We start from the raw sequence: 15,752 nt of genomic DNA on the forward strand, positions 1-15,752 counted from the left end.
GCTCGCTATCGTTCGTTCAGTCATGCGGCCGCCAGCGAACGTATGAACGTGGCTTGCGTGCCGCCAGCGTCACACTCGTTGCCTCATCCAGCACGCGATGCTCATGCGATCGCGCGTCGCAGGCAGCACCTCGTGTTCGAATTGTGCCGAGAGAAACAACAGCAGCGTCCCGGCGCGTGGAAAGACGTCGTGATGTGTCTGATCGGCAAGGTAGAGCCGCAGTGCGCCGCCTTCGACGTCCTGCCACGCTTCGTTGAGATAGAACACGGCGGAAATCACGCGGCTGTCGTTATTGCGCAGGCAATCGAGATGACGTGTGTATCCGGTACCTGGCCGATACACCGCGTAGTGTGATTCGCTATCGACCAGGCCTAGAAACAGTGCGCGGTTGAGCGCCATCTGCAGCGCTTCGATGCGATCGGCGAACGTCTGCTGCCGCGGACTCAACGCATCGGGCTGGAACCAGCGCGTACTGTCGCCGCGCAAGAGCGTGGCCGCGCGTTTGGCACCCACACGGGCGGGTGTCAGCAACTGGGCTGCATACATCGCCATGCATTCGGTAGCCAATGCCTGTGTCTGAGGCTGTGTCAGAAAATCTGGCACGACACACCAGCCATTGACGGCGAGGGCGCTTGTCGCAGTATCGAATTCGCCGGATCGGGAATTCGTCGAGACGTCGGTTACGTTGTCACATGCGGCTTCGCATATCCAATCATTATTCGAAGATTGGACTTGCGCTTCAGTCAGGGGGTGTTCCAGAGATGCCCTTTTTTATTTGTTCTTGCGCTGGCGGCTCGAAAGAGTAATCGCTCCGGCCTGCTACCGGTTGTTCGAGACCATTTAGCGTCGATGGTCGCGTCGAACGCGGATATCGACACACGCCGGACCCGGCGGGATAAGCCGCGTCGAGGCAGCCGATCTGTCGAAATCACGGCGCAGTCTACACGAGTGAGACCGATTCCGACCGTTGCTGCGCGAGCGAAGTTCTTGCGGACGTCCTATACGCAGCGTCGACATTTTGAATCGGACACATTCGGTACCAAGCGCGCGACGGACGATGGTTGCGGCGGTCACGTCGCGCTTTGCGGTATCTGCCCGCTTACTACGTCTTCGATCGCACGAGCGAGCGATCGAGAAAATCGATCAAGAGTGGCGCCATCTCGTCGAGCTTGTCTTCCAGCGCGAAGTGTCCCGTTTCGAGAATGTGTATTTGCGCATCCGGAAGATCCCGCAGATAAGGATGCGCGCCTTCCTCCGGGAAGATCTTGTCGTTCTTGCCCCACACGATGATGGTCGGCGGCCGATGCTCACGGAAGAACGCCTGAAACTCAGGATAGAGCGGCACGTTCGTCCCATAGTCCAGAAAGAGGTCCATCTGGATTTCGCGGTTGCCGGGCCGGTCGAGCAGCGCCTGATCGTGAATCCAGTTATCCGGGCTGATTCTCGATACATCCGAAACGCCGTCCGTGTATTGAAAAATCGTCGTGTCCAGCGTCACGAGACTGTGCAGCGCTTCGCGATTCTTGACCGAATTGTCTGCCCAATACGCTTTGATCGGGTTCCAGAATTCGCGCAGCCCTTCGGCATACGCGTTGCCGTTCTGAACGATGAGCCCCGTCACCCGCGCCGGGTCCATGAGCGCGAGGCGGTATCCCACCGGCGCGCCGTAGTCCATCACATACATTGCAAAGCGGTCGATGCCAAGACGCTTGAGCAACGCATCGACGATTTCAGCGTAATGCTGAAAGCCGTACTTGAAGACGGTGTGATCGGGCGCATCGCTCTGACCGAAGCCCGGGTAATCGGGCGCGACTACGTGATACTTTTCGGCCAGGATGGGAATGAGATTGCGGAACATATGCGAGGACGTGGGAAAGCCGTGCAACAGCAGCACCACGGGGGCTTCCGAAGGCCCCGCTTCTCTGTAGAACACGTTGAGCCCATCGATATTCTCGGACTGGTATCGAATGACAGGAATCGCGGTCATGGTGTATCCCGAACAAGGAGTGGTTATGGCGCCGCGTCCCGGCGAGCACTTGTTTGGCTCGGAACCGGTCTGCAGCGGCTTGAAGCCATACTGCAGCGTTTGCGCTTCTTGCGGAATCACCCCGGCGCAGAATGCACTGTTCGGGTTAGGAGAAGAATAAACGGGGCGGCTGAAGGCGGACGCCGGCGGCCGCCGCGCCACGACCACCATCACGGATGTGCCGTGTGCTTTGTCGCACGGCGTATTCGGTTACACCAAGCGTAACGGCTGGCTTCCGACTGTTCAGCGCGGCGCGAAGGGATTGATAGGCCGAACGCTGTCGACGTTCTTCACACGTTCGAGCATATGTACTCTTTCCCAACCGGAAACCAGTGCCTCCAGCCCTCGCACGACATCGGCTTCCATGGCCTGCAGTCCCACGTCGCCTCTAAAACTGGCGCTGAAGGCGGCATGCCACCGGTATTGGAAGTACCCCGAGACTTCTTCGATGCGCTCGGGCGTCCCTGACTCCGTAAAAATCACGGATTCAGGCGAAAACACGTCGTAGAAGACCATGTGCGGTTGGTCGGACTGCACCGCGACGCTGGGTTCATCGCAAACGAGCAATGACGCGAGCAACTGAATAGAGCCCTTCAAACCTCTTGGCGTCTTGAAGACCCAGATCCGCTTGGGCAGCCGCTGGGAGAGCGTTACCAGTTTGGCGCTGCTGGAGCCAATCGAACCAACCAGCCCGTTCTTGACGTTCTGCTCGAAACTTGGCGCGTGATAAAAGATATCCATGTGCTGCTAATAGCCTCTTTGTTTGCGACTTCCAATGCTGTTTCGTCCCGACGATTCGTGCGACGCAGGCGCGCAAGAACGACGATCGAAGCCAGTTACTCAGATGCACGCGCGGGAGCGCGCCTATTCGATTTCTTTGTCGCAAGGAACACTCACCGGCCTCGAGTATTCGATGCTCTTGCAAGACGTGCGGTTCACGAAAGTCGACACGGGTCGGATGACATCCGACCAACCACGCCCGACCACGCGGCTCGCTAGTGAGTTAACAAGGGCGCAGCGCGCCGCGTCCCACGACGTGCCGCCAAGAACGCGAGCCAACACACTACCGCGCCAAGCACGGCGACCGCTGCGCCGAACATTCCGATCCAGGCTAGCCCGACATCGCGCGCGACGAACTTTCCGACCAGCGCGCCGGCTCCGATGCCTATATTGTACAGAGCGGAAAACATCGAGATGGCTATGTCTGCCGCATCCGGAGCCAGTCGCAGCACGTGTGCCTGCATGGCAAGCCCGAAGCAGATGATCGCCACGCCCCAGAACAGCAAGAGCATCGACAGCGTGCCGACGTACTGTCCGCAAGGCCAAAGCAACAGCAAGCAAGCGGCAAGGGCACACAAGGTCCACAACAGGAACCGGCGCGGGCGGTTGGCGTAAAAGCGGCTGAAGCAGACCGCGGCCGGAACGCCCGCGGCACCGAACAGCACCAGCAGAAATGTCACTTCGATATTGCTCGCGCCTGTCACGGCGCGAGCAAACGGTTCGAGATAAGTGTAGGAAGTGAAGTGCGCGCAGACCGTAAGAACCGTCACCGCGAAGAGCGCAACCAGCACGGGTGTCTTGAGGAGCTTTGGCAGACTGTTCAACGAACCTGAACCCTGGCTATCGAGTTTTGGCAACGTCAACCATAACGCGCCCATGCCGAGCACCGCTGCGCCTGCGATGATCTGGAAGGTCGCGCGCCATCCGAAGGTATCGCCTATCGCTCGTCCGATGGGGACACCGGCCACCATGGCGACCGATGTTCCGATCGATATCATCGCGAGTGCACGGCGCTCTCCGTCCGGTGGAACCAGGCGCACGACGAGCGGGATGGAGATCGACCAAAAGACGGCATGCGCAAACGCAATGCCGATTCTACCCAGTACGAATATCTCGAAGTTCGGCGCTAGTCCAGTCACGATATGACTGAGTATGAACACGATAAAGACGCGCATCAGCAGGGTGCGGCGTTCTACTTCGCGGACGAACAAGGTCAACGGTAATGACGCGACGGACACCGTCCATGCGTAAATGGTCATCACCACGCCGACGTCGGTCGGACGCATGTCCAGGCTGTTACCGATTGCGGTAAGCAAACCGACGGGCACGAATTCGGTGGTATTGAAGATGAACGCCGCGAAAGTCAGCGCCATGACACCCCACCAAGGGCGCTTGAAAAACGATAGATGGTGCGTGAGCATCAGGGAACTCGAGGACGAGGGGCGTCGTCGCGTAACGTTGCCTCGCGACGACGCAATCATAACAACACCGTTGCTCGCGGTATGACACGACGTGCCGTGCCATGCGGGAATGTTCCCTCGATGTGCTCGCGTTGCTGCACTTGCCTTGCAAACGCTAAGCGGCCTAAAACCGCTCCGCCCGGAACGGATGCGGGTCCACGAACGGATCTTCGCCCGTCATCAACTCGGCGATGAGCCGTCCGGTAACGGGGCCGAGTGTCAACCCGTGATGAGCGTGCCCGAAGGCGAACCAGAGCTTCTCATGATTCGGTGCGCGGCCGATGACAGGCATCATGTCGGGCGTGCAAGGCCGGCGTCCGATCCAGGGCGCCTCGTCGAGACGTTCGCCGATTGGAAACGTCTGACGGGCGAAGGGTTCCACGGCCTCGAGTTGCACAGGCGTTTTCGGTGAGTCACGAAGGCCTAGCTCGACGCCGGTCGTCAATCTGATGCCACGAACCATCGGCGTGATGACGTAACCGATTTCCGCATCGAGAACGGGCTGATTCAACGTTGCTCCAGGCTTCGCCGCATAGTGCATGTGGTAGCCGCGCTTTACTTCGAGCGGCAACGCGTAACCCAGCTTCGTCGTGACGTCATTGGCCCACGGTCCCAAGGCAACGACGACCTGGTCCGCGGTGACCACACCCGACTCGGTGGTGACCCGCCACCCGGACTCGAGTGTCGACGCGTCGCCAATGAAGAACGTGCCGCCGAGCTTTTCGAATAAGTTTGCGTAAGCGCCGACGAGCCCCGATGGATCGCTCACGGACTCTGCCGACGAGTACCGGATTGCATATCTGAGCGCGGGACCAAGAGAGGGTTCGGCTGCCTGTAAAGCGCCGTCGGCGAGAACGTCGAACGGGATGCCATAGGCGTCCTGCCAATGCGACGCCTCCGCCATGGCCGCTTCGAACGCTTTTGAAGTTCGGAAAGCGTTTATCCAGCCTTGCGTTCGCACTAAAGATTGCGCTCCGGCCGCTTCGATCAACTCGCGATGCTCCGAGACGCTGTGCTCGATGAGGGTCGAGTAAGCCTTCGCAATCTTTGCGTGACGGTCGGCGCGCGAATGATGCCAATAACGATAAAGAAACGGCACCAGCTTAGGCATTGCCGCCGCATGAAATCGAACGTCCGTGGCGCGATTGCTCGCATACCTGGCAATCTTGGCGAGGTCACGAGGGAAAGCATAGGGATAAACGCCCTCGCGCTGAATTATTCCTGCATTGCCGAGTGAGGTTTCATTGCCTGGAGGCTTGCGATCGATCAGTGCAACGGCGAGTCCACGGCGCTGCAAATGAATCGCTATCGACGTTCCGACAATACCCCCGCCCAATACGACTGCATCGAAGTCCATGCGTCTTCCTTGTGGTCAATCCATCTTGCCGTCCGGACGCCGGCCATACCCGCGTGCTGAACTGCCGGACTGTATTCTATTTCCAAGGCTCCCAGCCATTGCAGCTCCAGATTTCTGCACGTCCGGAAGCGAAGCAGCGGATGCCGTTGGTGGGAGTTCCCGGAGAAGCGTGTTTTCTTACCGACCGCTCATACGGTCTGCGCACGTCTGTTCATGCGGTCTTGCCATTCGTTGTGAGGTAAGCTCGTCTCGCGGACAACGGGACCGTCTACGTTGGCAGGCTCGCCACGTGCGACCAGGCATCCACTGCATATTCCGGATCATCTCTCATTCTAATGTCGCCTAGCAGAACCATGAAAATGCTGCGTCAGGTCGGCGAGTTTCTCAAGCGAGCTACGCAAGCGTTCATGCTCGTCTGGAGCACGTCACCGCTATTTCTCAGTGGGCTTCTCGTCGCGACCATCGTTGCCGGCGTGCTTCCCGCGGCGGCCGCGGTCATTGGGCAGCGTATCGTCGACGCGGTCGTCACGGCCTCCCACGAACCAGCGCATCGCTTACATTGGCCGGTCGTTCGCTATCTCCTCCTCGAAGCATTGGTGCTCATCGCGCTTGCGGCAAGCCAGCGGTCGTTGTCCTTGCTGCAGGCGCTACTCCGCGCGCAACTCGGGCAGAAGGTCAACCTGCTTATATTGGAGAAGGCTCAAAAATTGAGTCTCGTTCAATTCGAGGATTCAGAGTTCTACGACCGCCTTGTAAGAGTACGGCGAGACGCGTCTTCACGGCCGTTGTCGCTCGTGATGAAGTCGCTCGGTCTGGTACAAAACCTCATCTCCGTCACGACTTTCGCGGTGTTGCTTGTGAGATTTTCGCCGTGGGCGCTTGTTATTCTGGTCGTCGGTGCCATTCCGAGCTTTATTTCCGAAGCGCGATTCTCGGGTAGCGCGTTCCGGCTCTTTGGGCGAAGGACGCCCGAAAGCAGACAGCAGAATTACATCGAGTCTCTGCTCTCGAGTGAAGCGAACATCAAGGAAGTCAAGCTGTTTGGCTTTGCCCCGCTTCTTCTGCAGCGCTATCGCGACACCTTCGAGAAGCTCTATGCCGAAGACCGCGCACTCACGCTGCGACGAGACGGTTGGGGCTTTCTGCTCGGCGTGGTCGGCACCATCGCGTTCTATGCGGCTTATGGATGGATTGTCCTTGAGACGGTGAGCGGAGCCATCTCGCTGGGGCAGATGACGATGTACCTCGTGCTGTTCAGGCAAGGTCAGAGTGCGGTGAGCAGCAGCCTGTCCTCGATTGGCGGGCTCTACGAGGATGGTCTCTACCTGAGCGACTTGTTCGAGTTCCTCGCGCAGCCCGAAAACGTGAGCTCCGGTCATCTGACTCAGGGAACGCTTCCGGGACAAGGTCTGCAGTTCGAGCGGGTGTCGTTCGCTTATCCGGGTGCCGAGCGCCCGGCACTGACCGACATCAGCTTCGATTTGAAGCCCGGGCAGACACTTGCTTTGGTAGGCGAGAACGGCTCGGGCAAGACCACGCTCATCAAGCTTCTCACGCGCCTTTACACGCCGTCCGCCGGTCGTATTTTTCTCGATGGTTCGGACCTCCAGGAGTGGGACGAATACACACTGCGTCGCCGGATCGGTGTTATTTTCCAGGACTTCATTCGTTACCAGTTCAAGGCTGGCGAGAACTTGGGCGTCGGCGATATCGAAGCCTTCTCGGACAGGACCCGATGGAGCGAAGCGGCACAGAAGGGCATGGCTGCCGCGTTCATCGAGCAGATGGAGAACGGATACGAGACGCAACTCGGACGCTGGTTTGCGGGTGGTCGAGAACTGTCGGGCGGGCAGTGGCAGAAGATTGCGCTGTCAAGGGCCTATATGCGGGAAAGCGCGGATATCCTGATTCTCGACGAGCCGACCGCCGCCCTCGACCCCGAAGCCGAGGCTGGGGTGTTCGAGCAGTTTCAGGCGCAGTCAGGGCAGCGGATGTCCATTCTGATTTCACATCGTTTTTCGAGCGTGCGAGGAGCCGACCAAATCATCGTGCTGGACCAGGGGCGGATACTGGAAAGCGGAAGCCATCGACAGCTACTCGCGCTGAATGGACGTTACGCGCACCTGTTCGGCCTACAGGCGCAGGGTTACAAATAAAGGTGCCCATACATCGCGGTCGTTGTATGAGCATTCTTCGCTGCAACCCATCTCGGCGCGCTCGATTGCTCAGACCGTGCTCGCGCGGTGACGCCGAAATTGCGCAGCCGATAACCACAAGGCCGAGATAAGGAAGTAGGCCGCACCGACGCCCGCGTAACCGGCTATCTTCGAAATCGCAAGCGTAAGAGGTGCGGGTGTAAGCGCCAGAAAGAAGCATCCTGCAAGTGCCGATTGCGCGCCGCTAAGAACCATGGCCCATTGCGCGCCGAAGCGCTTCCATCGACGTAACGCGGTGGCGAGTTGAAGCAGCCCGGACAAAATGGCCCAGACGCCGACGACGCCGAGGACCCATGCCGTATTCGTTTTGAGCGCAATGATCACGGCGGCGGTCGTGGCCGCGCTGATCGCAACGTTGATCGCCTGCGTGCGATTGCCGGTCTTCCCGCCGCTTCGCGACATGTCGATATAGTTCGCGAGCGCATCCCATGCCGGGTAGATGACCAGCAAAACCGCAGCGCCGGCCACGGAGTGCAATCCGACCACGAAGGCCAGCGCCACCCATACGATCGAAACCGCCGCGCGGGTGAAATAGTAGTTCTTGAGCCAGCGCTCTGCGTTGGCGAGCGTTTTTTCTGGCAGTGAGTAGTCGGACATGGTGACTCCTTGCAATGACTGGTTGGCGCTTCACGATGACCGAGATCTTTGCACCTCGCGCGTGCACTGTGCATCGGTCAAATGACCGAGGCTATGGGAAATTGATGTCGCGTATAGTGGGCGCATTTCCGTGCAAAACTCTCGTGGTCATCCCATGACTGATCAGGAAGCCGGCCAGTCTCCCTTGCTCGTGTTCGATTGTGTGAAGGCGCTCGCCTTCATCGGTGACTTGAGCATGGGGCAGCCAACCGACCACTCGCCTCGTACGGCGTGGCTCGCCTCGCGTCTGGCGAGTGCGGCCGGTCTCGCGATCGCGAATGCCGACGTAGTGCGCGAGGCGGCGTTGCTGCGCTGGTCCGGTTGCACGGCAAATGCGTCGGGCTTCGCGCAGGTTTTCGGTGACGATGTAGCGTTTCGCCAGGCCATGCTCGAGGATCATCCGGATTGGGCGGAACCGCTCGAAGCGCTCGACGACGCTGGCGCGGCGCTCACGCCGCTTGCCGTGACCCATTGCGAGGTCGCGGGAGAAGTGGCGCGCATGCTCGGACTCGCGCGCGCGACCGAAACGGCGTTGCGGCACATCTTCGAGACGTGGGACGGTCGCGGCTTGCCTTCGCATCTCACGCACGAAGCGGTTCCCGTGCCTGTGTCCATCGTCTCGCTAGCGGGCGATCTGGAAATCTACAGCCGCGTGTATGGCGTGGACGGGGCGCTCGCTAAAATCGCGAAGCGCGCCGACATGCGCTATCCGGCAGTGCTTGTAGGATATGCGAAGCGCCATGCGGTGCATTGGCTGAAGGAGTTGGATTGCCTGACGCCCGCCGAAGTCGATGCGGTTCTTTCAACCGCGCACATGCGGCAGACCACTTCGCCGGAGTTGATCGCAGACGTCATCGACCTCAAACTTCCGTGGATGACGGGCTTCTCGCGCGCGGTTGCATCGACGGCACTGGCGGCGTGCGCCCGGCTCACCTCGAGCGATGAATCGCGCGCCCGGGTCTATCACGCCGGGTTGATCCACGGCATTGGCCGCGCGTCGGTGCCTAACGCGGTGTGGAATCAACCGGAGCGTTTGAGCGAAAGCGCGTGGGAAAAGGTGCGTCTGGTGCCGTACTGGACGTCGCGTGCGGGACGTCTGGCGGGCGCGATAGGTGAAGCGGCGGAGGTCGCATCGTATGCCTATGAACGCCTCGACGGCTCGGGCTATTTTCGCGGCGTGCGCGATCAGGCGCTTGGGTTGGAAGCGCGCGTGCTGGCCGCGTCTGTTGCGTGGGTGGCGCTTCGTTCCCTGCGTCCGTGGCGAGCGGCGCTTTCACCCAACGAGGCCGCACAGAGAATGCTCAACGAAGTCGCTAAAGGCCGCTTCGATGCCAATGCGGTCGATGCGCTGCTCACCGACGCCGACGCTCCCGTAAGACGTCAGGTAAGCGATGCCCCGTCGCGGGCGCTGCTCTCCGTGCGAGAGATCGACGTCTTGAAAGCGATCTCTCGCGGCGCGAGTAACAAGGAAGCCGCACGCGAACTCGTCTTGAGTCCAAGCACCGTGCGCACACACGTAGAGAATATTTTTCGCAAACTCGAATGCTCGACACGCGCGGCGGCAACGCTCAAGGCATCGGCAATGGGCTGGCTTTGAAGCGCGCATGTCTGGCGAGCGTGCGCGCTTCGAATCGAAATCAGTTCTGGATTGCCTGAACCGAGCCGCCATCCACCCGAACGTTGCTGCCGTTGATGAACGACGCACGATCCGAAACCAGCAAAGCGATGGCCGCCGCGACTTCCTCGGGCTGACCCCGTCTCTTTTGAACGATTCCCGGCCGTTCCTCGTCGAGAAAACTCTTGACCGCCTCGTCGAAGGACACGCCCATTTGCTTGGCGCGTTTTTCCATCATGCCGTTCGTCATGCCGGTTTCGATGAATGCAGGCGAGACGGTATTGCACAGCACGCCGTGTGCAGCCTCTTTGTAGGACAGATTTTTGATGAATGCAGCAAGCGCGGCCTTGGCAACGTTGTACACCGCCTCTTCCCAGTAAGGCTGCACCGCGTTCTCGGACGTGATGCAAACGAAGCGCCCCCAGCCTTTCGCACGCATGGGCGGAATGGCCGCACGAGCCACACGTACAGCCGAAAAAAAGTCGGTCGCCCAAGCTTCCTCGTAGTCTGCATCCGCCAGTTCGAGCGGATCGCCTTTTGCACCGGTAACGCCAGCCGTATGAACCACGATGTCGATCTGCCCGAACCGTTCCGTGCCTCGCTTGACGAGATCGTCTACCTCTTGTTGCTTAGTCATATCGGCCGCAATCAACAAGCTGGATTGCGCGAGCGCGCCGCTTTCCTTTTCGAGCTTTTGTTGATCCACGTCCGACAGCACCAGATGCACGCCTTCCTCACTCAATTGTTTTGCAACCGCGAGACCAATGCCGCCGCTCGCGCCGGTGATGAGCGCCACGCGCCCCCTGATTCCCAAGTCCATGAATTCCCCTTAGTTGATTGATTCCGCAACCACGCAAGTCATCGTGGCTAAAGCGCCTTTGCGAATTTCAGCATCTCCTGTGCCAAGATCCGCGGCGTCTGCAAGGGCATGAGGTGGCCTGCGCCATTGATCACGCTCACGTTGCCATTCGGAAAATGCTTCAATGTTGTCATGCGTTGCTCGTCCGGACCGGGCACTTGCTTATCGTCCGCGCCGCAAACGAGCAACGCCGGATAATCGAGCGTACCGATGCGATCGCTCCAATCCTCCTTGCTGCCGCCATCCACCCATGCGCGCCAGGCAACGAGATCGACGCGTTGGGCATCGTGGATTGCGACTTCGCGAACATCATCCGGCAAGCGGTGTGCGCTCGATTCATCCACGAACGCTTCCGCTTCCGGCCGAGTCTTGCCATACGCTCGTTGCTGTTCCCGGTCCTGCTCACTCATAGGTTGCGGTCCGGGAGGCGAGGGCGCGACGAGGATCAAGCCTGCCAAATAGTCCGGCTTGCGGGCCGCGAGCACAACCGCGACTTTGCCCGTCATCGAATGACCGACGAGCACGCAACGTTCGAGTTGCAATGCACGGATGGTAGCGTCGATGTGATCGGCCATCTCGCTCACGCTGTAGCCTTCGATATGCGCGGCATCGCCGAAGCCGGGGGTATCGAGCGCGACGCAAAGGTGTTCATGGTCGAGAAAAGGCAAGGTAGGAAACCAAGTACGGTGTGAGCCGCCTAAGAAATGCATGAGCACGAAGGTGACGTCGCCTTGGCCCTGTCTGCTGTAAGGGAGCATGAGTTTCTCTGGATGGTCGGGACCGAGCGCTGAATTCGTTCCTCGATCAGCGCTCCAAGTGAGCGCTTTAGCCAGATTTGTACCCGTCGATCGTCTTTGCTCGTTGGCGGAAAAGCAACTGCATACTCTGATGAATAAAAGAAATGCTGCATCCAACACCCAGGCTTCTACGTAATTGATTTTGCTGCGGCATGTTTGACCCGTCGCGGCTCTATCAAAATCAGACCGACGAATCGAACACGGGTGTCGAGGCTTGTGGTCCTTAAGGAGTTCCGAAATGGCAAAGACTGCGTCGTATGTCCAGGTTTCGTGCGTGTTGGCTTCACTCGTTTCCGCGCTGGTGTCCATGCCCGCGCTGGCGGGCGGAAACGGTAACGGCGGGAGCGGCAGCGGTGGTGCTCATGGCGCGGCTACGTCCGAAAGGACCTACCACAGCGAGCCAGTGTCGAGTCCGTGGAACAGAGATCCGGGAGATGTGAACCGAACCTATGAGCCGGGCAACAAAGCCTCGTCGCAAGCCATGCCGCAGAGTTCGGACATGTCGTCGGGTGCCGTCAAGTAGTTTGCTTGAGGCGAACGCGTCGTAGCGATTTTTATCGTCAGGCCCGACGGTCGTGAGCGACACTGCGGGCCTGGCTGCAGATTCAAGTTCGGTTCATCCATTGCAGACGCAGCGAAGTGCCGGCATGCCGCTTCTCAAGCCTTCGCTAGCCTGATGCTGCTCGCGTCGCCAGTGAGATAACCGACAGTCGCGCCGAATCGATCCTTATAATTCGCGCGCAGTAAAGGATCGACGGTCGCCTTGACCTTGTCATGCAGCGGACTCTCCCAGTCGCCCGCATGCTGGAAGTTGCTCATGATGTAGGTCCAGCCGTTGATCTCGTCGACCGCGTGTAATCCGGTGGATTCCGCCGCCGACGGGCACGAAAGCACGCGTGCAAGCGTTTGGGTATCGACGTTATAGGCCCAAAGGAAGTTGTTCACGTGTGTGCTGGAATCTTCGCCGATGAACAACGTGCGCAGCTTCTCCGAGAACTTCAGGTTGTCCGGATTCGCGATCTTGTCGGGGTTCGCGAGGTTGCCGAGCGCGTCGGGCGCAGCCAGGTCCTCGCCGACGAGCGCGGCGGGCGCGGCCATGTCGACCGGCACCCATTCGCTGTCTATCGCCGCGCCCGTCACGTCTTTCTGACCGGCCTTGAGATTGAGCGCGTACACTGCGCCTGCGACGATGGTCTTGTCGACCGCGACATCGCGCGAGGCCGCGTTGCCCTTGACCATCGATTTCTCGACTCGGGACATCGCCGTGTACACGATCTTGTCCTTCGAGTTGACCGTCGTGCCTTCGAGCTTCGTGAATCCCAGGCTGCCGCCAATAAGCGCCGCATAGCGGTGCGTTTCCAGATACGCCGCCGCTTTGTCCATGCCCGGCTTGACGCGGACCCAGTTGAACGTGCCGTTGAAATTGATCTTCGTGTAGCTGGCGTCCGCCGGGTCCGCGGTGGCGATGTCCATGATGTCGGCTGCCTTGAGTGATCCGGCGAGTGCTTCGATTTCAGCGCTCGTGGCATTGCCGATGCGAATCCACGAGAGGTTCGCCGATCCCGCGCCCGCCGACGAGGTCTGCGTCCACTTGGCGACGTACAGCGTGCCTGACGAGAGGTCCGCCGCTTTGTCCGCGATGAACATGAACAAGCCGCCGTTGGTCGCGTCGTCGCCCATCATGACGGTGCGTTGGTCCGGCATCACCTGGATCAATTCGTGTGAGATGCGTCCGAGGCAGTAATGCTTTTTGATCGATGCCGTCCCGTCCGGATTCACCGTGACTTCCGGCAAGTGCCCGTAGTGGTAGGGATTGGCGCGCGTCGCGTCGCCATATAGCGCTAGGCTGAAGGCCTTGAACTGCGCGTTTTTCGCGATGCTCGACGCGTCCGGCTCGTACTCCTCGCTCGACAAGTGCGTATTCCAGGGCGAAAGGCTCGCGCCGCACGTGATCCACAGACCGTTCGCTTTCGAGGTGTCTACGTTGTGATATTTCACCAGCGTGAGGTGGCCCGTCGTCGGGTTCTGATCGAGCGTCAATACCGCGATAGGCGAGGGTAACTGGCCGTACTGCGACGCGAGGCTCTGATCCCGCGTGGTGTATTCGAACTGCACCACGGCGAATACGGTCTTGCCCTTGATGCCCGGCACCGTTGCATTGGCAAGCGTGAGCAACGAACTGCCGTCGGGGCAGTCGGAATAGAACTGACGCTCCTTGCCCGGCACCGAGGTATCGATGATCGGCTGGCCGTTGATATCGTAATAACCGCCTGCAAGGATGTTGCCGCCACTGCCGTTCGGCACCATGTCGCCGGTGACGAAGAACGGTTGATAGGCGAGCTTGTACGCTTGCGTGGTGCCGTCCGCGAACGTGACGTTGAGTGACGATTTCACCGTGGTCGTCGCCATCGACGCGGGGTCGTTGAGCGTGGGTGCGGCCATCGACGTGAATGCCGCGCTTGCGAACGTCGCGGTGGCAGCCGGGGCCGCATTGGAATCACTGCCGCCGCAGCCGGCGAGCGTCGTGGCGGCGGCGAATCCGCCGAGCGGTAACATCGGCGCCCCCGCAAGAAGTTTAAGCGTGCGGCGGCGGGAAAGATTCGTCCGGTCGGACATGGGGAGTTCCTGTTTTTATCGATGATCGGGGGATCAGGCTGCTTAGGTACTCGGCCCGCGTGCAGCGTCGAAAGAGGAATGTAAGGCAGGATGATGAAATGTATATGACAGGAAAATAGAATTATTTAGAAAGCATTGGGTTGTGTTCATGGACGTGTTCGCGAGCATTTGTTGAAAGTGCAGGAGCCACTATCGACAGCAAGATGGCAAGCATGCAGTCGGCGCGCGGCGGAGGTCGGGTGGCTGACTTTGCCTAAAACAACAGATAGTCGTGCCCGGATTTTTGACTCACGACGATGGCTGGCAACAGAGCGATTCGTTCGATTCTAAGAAGAAGAATCAGCGGTGGCGATCTTCAAAGACGCTTGAGCCAAATTCAGCTATTAATGCCTTAGCGTCTGAAGAAGCATTTTCTTAGCTTCTTGTCACCACTTCGACAAAAGCCGTTCAAGGCTTAAGATCAGACCTTGATGGCGCCTTAACAAAACGACCGCTAAGACGCTAAGCGCTTATAGCTTTCGCTTGACAGGATAGCTGCCGGACCAACAACCGCTTAAGGCTAAAAGCAACCTGCAAACGAAAAAATGCTAAGGTTATGCAATAGCTTAAACGAGCGAAGAGCATGCTGAATTTGACATCGGATCTGCATGGTAATGCCTTGCTATGTTCGCTTCGCGCGCCGGAGTGGAAAGAGATCGCACGCCATCTGGAGTTGATCGAACTGCGTAGCGAACAACGCCTGTATGATCCCGGCCAACAAATGCAGTATGTCTATTTTCCGACTACGTCGATCATCTCGCTTCTTCACATGGTGGAGGACGGTGCATCGACCGAGATTGCCGCCGTCGGGCGCGAGGGCATGACAGGTTTGCCGGTGCTAACGGGCGGCAAGTTCATGCCAACGCGTGTTCAGGTCCAGTTTCCCGGATCTGCGTACCGCATCAAGGCTCATGCGTTGCGTGAACTCATTGGCCGTTCGGCGTTCTTGCGCCGTTTAATGCTTCTTTACACGCAGGCGTTGCTGACACAGGTCGCACAGACAGCCGCATGCAACCGACATCATTCGCTGCGCCAGCAATTGTGCCGATGGTTATTGACGCAAGCGGACCGGGCGCCGTCAATGGTCTTGCGCGTCACTCAACAAGGCGTCGCGGACAGCCTTGGCGTGCGAAGAGAAGGCGTCACCGAGGCGACGGGCAAACTTCACGATGCAGGCTTGATTCGGCACGGCCGAGGCAGCATTGAAATTCTCGATCGCGCTGGTCTAGAGAAGCAGGCGTGCGCTTGCTATTGCATCTTAAGAAAAGAATTCGAAAAGATTCTGCGACCGCGACAAGTCGATCTCGCCTGAGCGAATTGGGTTTAGTGGCTGCATTGACGGTTGCTGGCA

12 protein-coding genes are annotated in these 15,752 nt (G+C 59.2%); 3 read left to right on the forward strand and 9 right to left on the reverse strand.

What is annotated here, in order from left to right:
* Positions 1 to 69: 69 nt before the first annotated feature.
* From NCR98_RS26260 to NCR98_RS26280, 5 genes are all read right to left on the reverse strand, one after another.
* Entirely contained in the window at positions 70 to 552 is a 483-nt protein-coding gene (locus NCR98_RS26260; RefSeq protein ID WP_250527783.1) for a 2OG-Fe(II) oxygenase, read from the reverse strand.
* A 550-nt stretch (positions 553 to 1,102) separates the two neighbouring features.
* Positions 1,103 to 1,987 carry an alpha/beta fold hydrolase gene (locus NCR98_RS26265; protein ID WP_250527784.1) on the reverse strand — a complete coding sequence of 295 codons (885 nt, stop codon included), beginning with the start codon at positions 1,985 to 1,987 and terminating at the stop codon, positions 1,103 to 1,105.
* Between the two features lie 282 nt (positions 1,988 to 2,269).
* Positions 2,270 to 2,767, reverse strand: coding sequence for a hypothetical protein (locus NCR98_RS26270; RefSeq protein WP_250527785.1), 498 nt, complete (start codon positions 2,765 to 2,767; stop codon positions 2,270 to 2,272).
* A gap of 254 nt (positions 2,768 to 3,021) precedes the next feature.
* On the reverse strand, positions 3,022 to 4,227 hold the full coding sequence (locus tag NCR98_RS26275) for a sugar transporter (protein WP_284503958.1): 1,206 nt from the start codon (positions 4,225 to 4,227) through the stop codon (positions 3,022 to 3,024).
* A 163-nt stretch (positions 4,228 to 4,390) separates the two neighbouring features.
* Positions 4,391 to 5,623, reverse strand: a complete 1,233-nt coding sequence (locus NCR98_RS26280; RefSeq protein ID WP_250527787.1) for an NAD(P)/FAD-dependent oxidoreductase — start codon at positions 5,621 to 5,623, stop codon at positions 4,391 to 4,393.
* Positions 5,624 to 5,976: 353 nt separating this feature from the next.
* On the opposite strand from NCR98_RS26280, the gene NCR98_RS26285 reads away from it, so the two are divergent.
* Positions 5,977 to 7,779, forward strand: coding sequence for an ABC transporter ATP-binding protein (locus NCR98_RS26285; RefSeq protein ID WP_250527788.1), 1,803 nt, complete (start codon positions 5,977 to 5,979; stop codon positions 7,777 to 7,779).
* Between the two features lie 69 nt (positions 7,780 to 7,848).
* Here the strand turns inward: NCR98_RS26285 and NCR98_RS26290 are convergent, their stop codons facing one another.
* Positions 7,849 to 8,436, reverse strand: a complete 588-nt coding sequence (locus NCR98_RS26290) for a DUF308 domain-containing protein (RefSeq protein ID WP_244830465.1) — start codon at positions 8,434 to 8,436, stop codon at positions 7,849 to 7,851.
* Positions 8,437 to 8,590: 154 nt separating this feature from the next.
* Between NCR98_RS26290 and NCR98_RS26295 the strand changes: the two genes are divergently transcribed.
* Positions 8,591 to 10,072, forward strand: coding sequence for an HD domain-containing phosphohydrolase (locus NCR98_RS26295; RefSeq protein WP_250527789.1), 1,482 nt, complete (start codon positions 8,591 to 8,593; stop codon positions 10,070 to 10,072).
* 40 nt (positions 10,073 to 10,112) lie between these two features.
* Here the strand turns inward: NCR98_RS26295 and NCR98_RS26300 are convergent, their stop codons facing one another.
* The 3 genes from NCR98_RS26300 to NCR98_RS26310 form a co-directional block, all read right to left on the reverse strand.
* Positions 10,113 to 10,910: an SDR family NAD(P)-dependent oxidoreductase gene (locus tag NCR98_RS26300; RefSeq protein WP_250527790.1), complete on the reverse strand. Its 798-nt coding sequence runs from the start codon at positions 10,908 to 10,910 to the stop codon at positions 10,113 to 10,115.
* 47 nt (positions 10,911 to 10,957) lie between these two features.
* The gene (locus NCR98_RS26305) at positions 10,958 to 12,055 is read right to left on the reverse strand and encodes an alpha/beta fold hydrolase (protein WP_250527791.1); all 1,098 of its coding nucleotides are present in this window, start codon (positions 12,053 to 12,055) and stop codon (positions 10,958 to 10,960) included.
* Between the two features lie 348 nt (positions 12,056 to 12,403).
* Positions 12,404 to 14,362, reverse strand: a complete 1,959-nt coding sequence (locus NCR98_RS26310; protein ID WP_250527792.1) for a PhoX family protein — start codon at positions 14,360 to 14,362, stop codon at positions 12,404 to 12,406.
* Positions 14,363 to 14,984: 622 nt separating this feature from the next.
* On the opposite strand from NCR98_RS26310, the gene NCR98_RS26315 reads away from it, so the two are divergent.
* Positions 14,985 to 15,713 carry a Crp/Fnr family transcriptional regulator gene (locus NCR98_RS26315; protein ID WP_250527793.1) on the forward strand — a complete coding sequence of 243 codons (729 nt, stop codon included), beginning with the start codon at positions 14,985 to 14,987 and terminating at the stop codon, positions 15,711 to 15,713.
* Positions 15,714 to 15,752: the final 39 nt, after the last annotated feature.

Origin of the sequence: Caballeronia sp. GAWG2-1, from assembly GCF_023631405.1 — a bacterium.
GTDB lineage: Bacteria > Pseudomonadota > Gammaproteobacteria > Burkholderiales > Burkholderiaceae > Caballeronia.

Bases quoted from the DNA above. Each gene is read 5' to 3' on its own strand.
- NCR98_RS26260 (WP_250527783.1), bottom strand. From the start codon at position 552: ATGGCGATGTATGCAGCCCAGTTGCTGACACCCGCCCGTGTGGGTGCC.
- NCR98_RS26265 (WP_250527784.1), bottom strand. From the start codon at position 1,987: ATGACCGCGATTCCTGTCATTCGATACCAGTCCGAGAATATCGATGGG.
- NCR98_RS26270 (WP_250527785.1), bottom strand. From the start codon at position 2,767: ATGGATATCTTTTATCACGCGCCAAGTTTCGAGCAGAACGTCAAGAAC.
- NCR98_RS26275 (WP_284503958.1), bottom strand. From the start codon at position 4,227: ATGCTCACGCACCATCTATCGTTTTTCAAGCGCCCTTGGTGGGGTGTC.
- NCR98_RS26280 (WP_250527787.1), bottom strand. From the start codon at position 5,623: ATGGACTTCGATGCAGTCGTATTGGGCGGGGGTATTGTCGGAACGTCG.
- NCR98_RS26285 (WP_250527788.1), top strand. From the start codon at position 5,977: ATGAAAATGCTGCGTCAGGTCGGCGAGTTTCTCAAGCGAGCTACGCAA.
- NCR98_RS26290 (WP_244830465.1), bottom strand. From the start codon at position 8,436: ATGTCCGACTACTCACTGCCAGAAAAAACGCTCGCCAACGCAGAGCGC.
- NCR98_RS26295 (WP_250527789.1), top strand. From the start codon at position 8,591: ATGACTGATCAGGAAGCCGGCCAGTCTCCCTTGCTCGTGTTCGATTGT.
- NCR98_RS26300 (WP_250527790.1), bottom strand. From the start codon at position 10,910: ATGGACTTGGGAATCAGGGGGCGCGTGGCGCTCATCACCGGCGCGAGC.
- NCR98_RS26305 (WP_250527791.1), bottom strand. From the start codon at position 12,055: ATGGACACCAGCGCGGAAACGAGTGAAGCCAACACGCACGAAACCTGG.
- NCR98_RS26310 (WP_250527792.1), bottom strand. From the start codon at position 14,362: ATGTCCGACCGGACGAATCTTTCCCGCCGCCGCACGCTTAAACTTCTT.
- NCR98_RS26315 (WP_250527793.1), top strand. From the start codon at position 14,985: ATGCTGAATTTGACATCGGATCTGCATGGTAATGCCTTGCTATGTTCG.